At 75.0% G+C, this 9292-nt stretch carries 6 protein-coding genes and 1 pseudogene; 3 read left to right on the forward strand and 4 right to left on the reverse strand.

The annotated features are described in order from the left end of the window. The 3 genes from ON36_RS32870 to ON36_RS19210 form a co-directional block, all read right to left on the reverse strand. Nucleotides 1-1893, reverse strand: a 1893-nt coding sequence (locus ON36_RS32870) for a serine/threonine-protein kinase (RefSeq protein WP_218001219.1), incomplete at its 3' end; no start/stop codon positions are given. 75 nt (nt 1894-1968) lie between these two features. Continuing rightward, nucleotides 1969-2622: a response regulator gene (locus tag ON36_RS19205; RefSeq protein ID WP_043655377.1), complete on the reverse strand. Its 654-nt coding sequence runs from the start codon at nt 2620-2622 to the stop codon at nt 1969-1971. Nucleotides 2623-2648: 26 nt separating this feature from the next. Next, nucleotides 2649-3962, reverse strand: coding sequence for a sensor histidine kinase (locus ON36_RS19210; protein ID WP_083885233.1), 1314 nt, complete (start codon nt 3960-3962; stop codon nt 2649-2651). A gap of 185 nt (nt 3963-4147) precedes the next feature. Between ON36_RS19210 and ON36_RS19215 the strand changes: the two genes are divergently transcribed. The 3 genes from ON36_RS19215 to ON36_RS19225 are packed head-to-tail and all read left to right on the forward strand — an operon-like array spanning nt 4148 to nt 7702. Beyond that, nucleotides 4148-4456: a hypothetical protein gene (locus ON36_RS19215; protein WP_043655364.1), complete on the forward strand. Its 309-nt coding sequence runs from the start codon at nt 4148-4150 to the stop codon at nt 4454-4456. A 49-nt stretch (nt 4457-4505) separates the two neighbouring features. Further along, nucleotides 4506-5216: an ABC transporter ATP-binding protein gene (locus ON36_RS19220; protein WP_043655366.1), complete on the forward strand. Its 711-nt coding sequence runs from the start codon at nt 4506-4508 to the stop codon at nt 5214-5216. Then, nucleotides 5213-7702 (forward strand): FtsX-like permease family protein, encoded by a 2490-nt coding sequence (locus ON36_RS19225; protein WP_043655369.1) that lies wholly within the window; start codon nt 5213-5215, stop codon nt 7700-7702. Before ON36_RS19220 ends, ON36_RS19225 begins: the two co-directional genes overlap by 4 nt. A 63-nt stretch (nt 7703-7765) precedes the next feature. Here ON36_RS19225 and ON36_RS19230 read toward each other — a convergent pair. Next, nucleotides 7766-9292 (reverse strand): annotated as a pseudogene (locus ON36_RS19230) (hypothetical protein); the annotation flags it as partial.

The following is a 9292-nucleotide window of genomic DNA, read 5'->3' on the forward strand; positions in this document are numbered from 1 at the left end:
GTGCTGGGGCGCCGCCTGCGGAGCGCCGGGGCTCGCGGGCGCGTCGCCCACGGGGTTCATGTACTGGGTGGCCGGACCCTCGCCCGTCGCCGGGCCGGGCACCGGGACGGCGAACTCGCCGGTGCCGTACCTGCGCGTCGCCGCGGACGGCGGCGTGTACTGCTGCGTCGGCGGGCCTGCCGGGTCCTCGTAGAGGTGCGCGTCCGGGAAGGGCCGGACGGGCAGGGCCTTCTCGTCGCCCCGGCGATGCGGCAGCCCCTGGTCGGGGGTGTAGGCGGGCGGCGCGACGGGCGGTTCGGGCGCGGCGTCGGCAGGCGGGAGCGGGGTGAGGTGGATGTCGGAGACCCGGATCTCGGTGGGCCCGGTCGGCTGGATGACGGCGGGCATCATGAATTCGCCGGTGCCCTCGGGATTGACCCGGTGGAAGCCCGCGGTCTCGGGCGCGCCCTCGCGCGGCTCGGGCGGGCGCACGATCAGCGTCGGCTGCGCGCCCGTGGCCGGGCCGGTGACGCTACGCGAGGTCTCGATTCCGCCGGTGGCCGACACCGCGCCGACCACCCGGAACTCGCCGGTCCCCGGCGCGGGCGCCGCGGGCGGCTCGTCGGTGTCGTCGGTGCCCGCCCTGGCGACCCCGGCGAGGGCACCGCGGCCGGCGGGCTGCTCGCCGGGACGGACCGGCCAGCCGCCGGTGGTCCGCTCGGGACCGTTGACCGGCCGGCCCGGACCCGCGACTGGCCGGTCGCCCGCTGTCCGCGGGGAGCCACCGACGAGCGGCCTGCCGCCGGTGGTCCGGCCGGGACCCTGGCCGCGGTCGGCCGCCGGATCGATGGGCCGATCGCCGGGCGCGCGGCCCGGCCCGCCGGGGGCGGGAGCGCCGAACCGGGCCGCGGCGAGGCCGTCGGCCGCGGGCTGGCCGGGGCGACCGGGGCCGGGCGCGCCGAAGGGCGCGGCGCCCGTCCGGTCGCCGCCGTCGAAGGGCGCCGCGGGATCCTGGCCGTAGGTGTCGAAGCCGGGGCGGCCCGCGGGTCCGTGCCCGCCCCAGCCCTGCGGGGCCGGCATGCGCGTGGTCGCGCCGCCGTAGGCCGCGGCCGGTGCGCCGAGCGCGGCGCGCGCGTCCTGGGCCAGCGCGGCGGCGGTCGGGTACCGGTCGCCCGGGTCCTTGGCCATGCCGCGGGCGATGACATCGTCGAGGCCGGCGGGCAGCCCCGGGACCAGCTGGCTGGGCCGCGGCGGCGCCTCGGACAGGTGCGAGCGGATCAGTACGTTCATGCTGACCGCGGAGAACGGCGCCGCGCCGGTGAGGCATTCGTGCAGGACGCAGGCGAGGGAGTAGATGTCGGCGCGGCCGCTGACCGGGCCGACGTCGAACCGCTCGGGCGCCATGTAGGTGTAGGAACCCACCGCCATGCCGACCTGGGTGACCGCGCTGTCGCCCTCGGTGTGGGCGATGCCGAAGTCGGCCAGGTAGGCGAAATCGGCGGGGGTGACCAGGATGTTGGCCGGCTTCACGTCCCGGTGCACGAGCCCGTTGGCGTGGGCCGCGTCGAGCGCGGCCGCGATCTGCTCGACGATGCCGACCGCGCGCTCGGGGCTCAGCGGACCCGACCGTTGCAGCGCGGCACGCAGATCGGTGCCGGGGACGAGGCGCATGTCGATGAACAGCACCCCGTCGATCACGCCCCAGTCGTGGATCGGGATGACGTGCGGTTCGGCCAGCCGGGCGGCGGCCTGCGACTCGCGCCGGAACCGGGTCTGGTACGCCGGATCCTGGGCGAGTTCCTCGGAGAGGAGTTTCAGCGCGACGATCCGGTCCTTCCCGGTGTCGTAGGCCTCGTAGACCTCGCCCATCCCCCCGGCGCCCAGCAGCGTCCGCAACTCGTACGGACCGAACATGCTTCCCGTCCGTGACCCAGGTGCTACCACCAGCGTCTGCCTCCCACCTTCCGCACGCCCAAGAAAGCCTGCTCGTCAGAAGGTCGATTCTCCCGGTGTCACCACGGCGTGGTCAAACGCGAACACGATGGCCGCGGCCCGGTCGCGCAGGTCGAGCTTGCCGAAAATGTGCCCGACGTGGCTTTTCACCGTCACTTCGGAGATCCCGAGCTCGCGGGCGATCTCGCTGTTGACCCGCCCGCGCCCGATCAGTTCGAGCACTTCGTACTCGCGGGCGGTCAGGTCGCCGAGCCTGCGGTCGGGGCGCGCGGCGGCCGGGGCGACGCTGCGATAGGCGGTCAGGACCCGACCGGTGACGGCCGGGTCGAGCCACGCCCCGCCCGCCGCGACGGTCCGCACGGCCCGGATGAGGTCCTCGGCCGGGGAGTCCTTGAGCAGGAACCCGGCCGCGCCCGCGCGCAGGGCGCCGGAGAGCAGCTGGTCGTCGTCGAAGGTGGTCAGCACGAGCACCGGGGGCGCGCCCGCGCGGGCGCGCAGCAGCCGGGTCGCGTCGATGCCGCCGACACGCTTCATCCGCAGGTCCATCAGCACCACGTCGGGGGGGTCCGCCGCCACGGCGGCGGGAACCTCGTCCCCGTCGGCGCATTCGGTGACGACGAAGCCGTCGCGGCGGCGCAGGATGCGGCGCAGGCCGCCGCGCACCAGTTCCTGGTCGTCGACCACGAGCACGGTCACGGTGCCCTCGTCGGCGGCGGTCACAGATCCTCCTTGGCGCGGTGACGGCCCAGCCCGGGCAGCAGGCCGGACAGGGTGGAGCAGCTGCTCGCGCGCAGCGGGAACCCGGCGCGCACGGCCCAGCCGCCCGCGTCCCGGCCCGCGGCGATCCGCCCGCCGAGCAGCTCGGCGCGCTGGCGCATGCCGCGCAGGCCCATGCCGTCACCGGCCGGGAGCGGCGGGCCGAGCGGCAGCTCGTTGGTGACGGTCAGGGTGGCGTGGTCCTCGTCGACGACCAGCCGCACCGCGGCGGGCGCGCCGGGCGCGTGCTTGGCGACGTTGGCCAGCGATTCCTGCCCGATGCGGTACAGGGCGAGCCCGACCGCGCCGGTGACCAGCTCCAGGTCGCCCGAGCGGCTGTAGTCGACGGTGAGCCCGGCCCGGCGGAAGTCCCCGACCAGTTCGTCGAGGTCGCCCGCGCCGGGTTCGGCGGTGGTGCTGGCCGGGCCCGCGTCGAGCATGCCGACGGTGCGGCGGATGTCGGCCATGGCCTGCCGGCCGAGACGTTCGGCGTCGACGAGCGCGTCGACGGCCTCGTCCACGTCGGCGTCGGTCTGCAGGGCGTGCCGCGCGGCGGTCAGATGCAGCAGCGTGATCGAGAGCGAGTGCGCGATGACGTCGTGCACCTCGCGGGCGATGCGGCGGCGTTCGTCGGCGGCGGCGCGGTCGGCGCGAATGGTCTGGTTCTCCCGTTCCTGATAGAGGAAGCGGCGCTGGTATTGCAGCATCACCCCGACCGAGGTGCCGAGCACGATGCCCATGACGTACATCGGCAGGCCCTGCAGCCGTTGGGCGTCCGGGCCCCAGTGGAGTTTGCCCGCCAGGTCGAAGGCGACCAGTTCCGCGATCGCGACGAGCGCGAACCCGATGCCCGCCCCGCGCGCGGCGATCGCGGCGACCTCGCCCGCGACCACCACCAGGACGAAGGGCGCGAAGTCGGCGTCGACCGGTTGCAGCAGGAACAGCGCGCACGAGGCGAGCCCGCACGCCTTGAGCAGGATCGGATGGGGTCGAACCCCGAAGATCGCGAACAGCGGGACGGGCAGGAACACCGTCGCCATCGCCAGGAACGGCAGCAGCGTCGGGAAGTACTCGTGCCGCTGCACCACCGCCGCGCCGGAGACCAGCAGCAGGATGACGTCGGCGGTGACGATGATGCTGGGCGGATAGTCGTAGGGCAGCGCGGCCATGCGCTCGCGCGCGGAATCCACCAGCGCCCGCGCGGGCGCGGTGAGTCGATGCCCCCACTCCGCCGGGCGCCTCCCGGCCCGTACCGCGGCGTCGGTCACATCCATCGTTCCAGGCTAGCCCCCGTCGACGGCGCCGGACATCGTGCCGGAAGCGGTGCCGGCCTCCTACCCCGGTAGGAGCCGGAGTCGGGTCTCCGGCACGACGATTTCGCGCGCGCGTCTCCGTAGCGTGAGGACCACACGTCGCGGGGGGATCGCGGCGACGCCGACACTCACGGAAGGCGAAGATCATGACCTGGACCGATCAGCATCAGCGCACCGACATCCTGCGCACCGTCCTCGCCCGGGCCGCGATCGACCCGCACGACCCCGCCCTGTTCGACGGTCTCGGTGACCTGGACCGGCTGTTCGGCGGCGCCGACGGCCTGCTCGCCGCCCTGTCCTACCGCTGGGAGAACCACCTGCGCGCCGCCATGGACCAGGCCGAGACCGAGGGCCTCGATCCCGCCGAGGCGTATCTTCGCCTCGCCGCGCAGCAGCCCGAGCTGCGGGCCGTCCTGGATCGGTACGGCGCCCGCGCCCGGGTCGCCGTAGGGTGAGCGCCGCGACCCTTCGCGAATTCAGCCCAATCCAACCGAGGGACAAGCGATGTCACAGAACCAGCCGCTGCTCGAACTGACCGGGGTGGTCAAGGAGTACCACGTCGGCGACGAGCGTGTCCGCGCGCTCGACGCCGTCGATCTGCGGATCGAGGCCGGCGAATTCACCTCGATCATCGGGCCTTCCGGCTCGGGCAAGAGCACCCTGCTGCACCTGCTGGGCGCCCTCGACCGGCCGGATTCGGGGTCGGTGCGGTTCCGCGGCACCGAGATCGGCGGGCTCGACGAGGAACAGCAGGCCGAATTCCGCCGTCACCAGGTCGGTTTCATCTTCCAGTTCTTCAACCTGCTGCCCACCCTGAGCGCGTGGGAGAACGTGGCCATCCCGAAACTGCTGGACGGCACCGGACTACGCAAGGCCGAGCCACGCGCCAGGGAGCTACTCGAACTGGTCGGTCTCGGCGCGCGCGCCCAGCACCGGCCCGGCGAGCTGTCCGGCGGGCAGATGCAGCGCGTGGCCGTGGCCCGGGCGCTGATCATGAACCCGCCGCTCATCCTGGCCGATGAGCCGACCGGCAACCTGGACTCCAAGACCGGCGCGGCCATCCTCGAACTGCTCGGCACGCTCACCGAGGCGGGCAATTCCATCGTCATGGTCACCCACGACATGAGCGCCATCGACCACTGCGACCGGGTGATCACCCTGCGCGACGGACGCGTCGGCTCCGACGAGGTCTCCGGAACGCGGGTGCGCGCATGATCGCCGCCGCCTGGGACCGGTTGCGGCTGTTCAACATCGGCGAGCTGCTCCGCCATCCCGGACGCACCCTGCTCTCGGGCGCGGTGATGGCGGTGTCGGCCTCGCTGCTGGTGGCGGTGCTCAGCATCTCCGGCTCGGTGACGGGGTCGGTGGACAAGCTCACCACCGGCCTGGCCGGCGACGCGGTGCTCGAGATCAGCGGCATCACCGACGCCGGTTTCGAGGAGACGATGCTGCCCCGGATCGCGGCCACTCCCGGCGTCGCGGCCGCGGTGCCGATGCTGCGGGCCTCGGTACTGACACCCGGCGGGCGGGCGCTGCTGGTCGGCGCGGATCAGAGCGTCGCGAAGCTGGGCAACGAGCTGACCGGTCCGATGGACCAGGTCGGCGCCAAGCTGCTCACCACGCCGCGCGGCGTCCTGGTCGGTCCGGCCATGGGCTACCGCGAGGGCGACACCTTCCCGCTCGGTCCGGGCACCGTGACGGTCGCCGGGGTGATGACCGGCAAGGGCGCCGAGCTCAACGGCGGGCACCTCATCGCCGCGCCGCTGCCGCTGGCCCAGCTGGTCACCGACCGCATGGGCCGGCTCGACTCGGTGCAGATCATGGCGAAGCAAGGCACCGACGTGGAGGCCCTGCGCGCGGGTCTGGAGGCGGCCGTGGACGGTCGCGCGATCGTGGCCGACCCGTCGCTGCGCACCGCGCAGGCCGGCGGCGCGATCCAGATCGTGCGCTACTCCACGCTGATGGCCTCGGCGGCCGCGCTGATCGTGTCGGCCTTCCTCATCTACAACGCGATGAGCATGGCGGTGGCCCAGCGCAGGCCGACGCTGTCGCTGCTGCGCGCCCTGGGCGGCAAACGCGGGCCGACCGTGCGTGACCTGCTGTTCGAGGCGGCGATGCTCGGCCTGGTCGGCGGGGCGATCGGCGCGGGCATCGGCGTGCTGGCCGGGCGGGTGGCCATCGGGCGGCTGCCCGCGGCCATGGTGCAGTCGGTCGAGGCGCACACCGACTTCCTCGTGCCCTGGTACGCGATCCCCGCCGCCCTGGCCGCGTGCGTGCTGGCCACCGTGCTCGCGGCGGGTGTCGCCGCGCGCCAGGTGTATTCGGTGCGGCCGGTGGAGGCGCTCGGCCCGGTCGAGGGCACCGACGCCAAGGCCGCGAGCCCGGCCCTGCGCTGGGCCGCGCTGGTCGGCGGACTCGCGCTGACCGCGATCGCGATCGTGGTGGCCTTCGTCGACCTCGGCCGGCTCTCGCTGGCGTCGATCTCCACCGCGTTCACCGGCGCGGTGCTGCTGTGTTTCGCCGCGACGACGCCGATCGTGCGGGCCGCGGGCGCCATCGCCCGGCTCTTCGGCGCGCCCGGCGTGCTGGGCGCGACCACCCTGGAACGGGCGCCGCGCCGGGTGTGGGCGACCTCGATGACGGTGCTCATCGGCGTGGCCGCCACGGTGTCCATCGGCGGCGCGTCGGCGAACATGGTCGACTCGGCGACCGACTCCTTCGGCAACCTCGGCGCCTCCGACCTGTTCGTGAGTCCCAGTTCGGCCGAGCAGTTCCCGACCGGCCCGGTGCTGCCGCGCGACATCGCGGACAAGGTGGCCGCGGTGCCGGGCGTCGACCGGGTGGAGCCGGGCCAGATGGCGTTCGCCACCCTCGGCGGCACGCGGGTGCTGCTGCAGGGCCACGACGTCGCCGCGGGCGCGGCGCGGCTGGCGGCGGTCGACCCGGCGGTGCTGCCGCGGATGGCGACCGGCGAGGGCGTGGTGATCACCCGCGACGTGGCGCGCTCGATGCACGTCGCCGCGGGCGACCGGATCACGCTGACCACCCCCAGCGGGCCGCGCGAGGTCGCGGTCCTGCAGGTGATCCCGTACTTCACGGCGGTGTCCGGCGTGGTGATGATGAACCTGGAGCAGATGCGCTCCTGGTACCAGCGGCCCGGCGAGACCATCCTGTCGGTGCACTTCGCGCCCGGCGCCGACCCGGCGGCGGTGCGCGCGGGCGTGCGCGCCGCCGCGCCCGAACCGCTCTACGTCGGCACCGGCGCGGACATGCTGGCGGCCATCTCGTCGAGCGTCGAACAGGGCGCGGCGATGAGCGGTTCGATCCTGTGGATCGTGGTGCTCGTGTCGACGGTGGCCCTGCTGAACACGCTGATGCTGTCGGTGCTGGAACGCAGGCGCGAGCTCGGGGTGCTGCGGGCGATCGGGACCGGGCGGCGGTTCCTGCTGCGCTCGGTGCTGGCCGAGGCGGCCGGGATCGGCATCGTGGGCGCCACCATCGGGCTGGCCGTCGGCGCGGCGGTCCAGTACCTGGCGACGGTCGCCATGGGCCACGCGATGACCATCGACATCGCCTACGATCCGGGGCCGATGCTGGTGGTGTACGCGGTCGCCGCGCTCGGCCTGTCGCTGCTCGGCGCCGTCCCGCCCGCGCTGCGGGCCTCGCGGATGCCCATCGTGGCGGCGCTGGCCGTCGATTGAGACCCGGTGTCCCCGGCGCGCTTCCGCGCCGGGGACACCGCGCTCAGCCGGTCCCCGCGACGCTCAGAGCGTGACCGCGCCCCACCACGCGGCGATCTCCTCCTGCGCGGAGGGACGCGGCGTGCCCGGCGCGCCGCTGCTGCCCCAGCTCCGGGCCGCGATCAGGTATTTCGCGTGGTCGGGGTCGTCGGGGAAACTCGCGACGAGGTGCGCGGTGACGTACTCCCCCGGCGACGCCGTCGTCACGGCGGGCTCGAGCACCGACCACCGCCGCACCATCACCGGCACCCCGTTCTTCTGCTCGGACATCCGCACCGCGGCGGGCACGGACTCCGCCGCCGCGCTCGCCTGGGACGCCGACACGTACTCGATGACGGTGTAGCTCAGCTGCTCCGGGTCGGTCCCCGTCCGCTCGCACGACCACGCCCTGGTCATCGGCCGCGCCTGGAGCGGTGTGGGAACCCGCAGGTCCCGCGCGTTGCGCACCGGCTCGCACCGCGTCCCCCGGAATCCCGTGCCCGAATCCCCCGAGGCGGGCAGCAGGGTCGGGAACACCCGGTCACCGGACTCGGCCGCCCGGCCCGTGCTGCCCGGCCCGCCGCCGAACTCCGAGATCGTCGGCGTGGGCGCCGCCGCGTCGTCGCTGTCGTCGTCGCCCGCCACGACGATCACCAGCGCCGTCACCAGCGCCAGGATCAGCAGCACCAGCAGCCCGAGCACCACCCACCCGAACCGCCGCAGTCGCGACATCCGCGCGGGCACCGGGAGGTGCGGCACATGCCACCCGTGCCGATGCGGGTCGGCGGGTCCCGGGCCGTACGGGCCCATGCCCGCCTGCCCGACGACCGGGCCCCGGACACTCCGTTCGACGGCGTCCTCCCCCGGCGGCGCTCCCGCCGAATCCGCCCGTGCGCCCGGCACGCCCACTCTCCGCGGCACGGCCTCGTCCGGCGCGGGGTCGCCCTGTCCCGGGACGGCGTCGGGGGCCGCACCCGCGAGCTCGGCCGCGACGGGTCCGCGTCCCCGCGGTTCGGCGGTAGCGGAAGCCTCCTGCGGCGACCGGGCTCGTGTGTCGCGGGAACCGGCGGGGGCGGCGCCCGCGGGAGTCGACGCAGTGGCGACCGGCGTGGGCGTCACGGTCGTCTCGGCGGCGGCGTTGGCCGCGGCGGCGGATTCCTTCGCCGCGCCGGAGGAGGGCCTCGGAATCACGCGGGTGGCCGCGGTGGCCGAGACGGCGGGCGGTACCGCCTCCGACGGGTATCGCGGGTCGGCGCCGCCTTCGGCCGGGGCGCCTGCCCCCTCGGGGCGGCCCGGCGGGCTTCCGGCGCCCTCCGCTCCCGGCGCGGCGCCTGCCTGCCCCGCGCCGTCTCCGGGCCGCGCGTCCGCGCCGTCGCCGCCCTCGGCACCGCCGTCGCCCCACGGTCCGTCGCCGGGTCCGGCCCGCTCGGCGCCTCCCGCGTCCACGTCGCCGGCGTCGCGCGCTGATCCCCCGTCGCCGCGACCGGGGCCGCCCCGTACGCTCCCCGATTCGGCGAGGCCGGGGGCCCGGTCTCCGACCTCGGCACCGGAAGCGATTCGGGCGCTGCCGGA

It is taken from the genome of Nocardia thailandica NBRC 100428, from assembly GCF_000308795.1.
Taxonomy (GTDB): Bacteria; Actinomycetota; Actinomycetes; order Mycobacteriales; family Mycobacteriaceae; genus Nocardia; species Nocardia thailandica.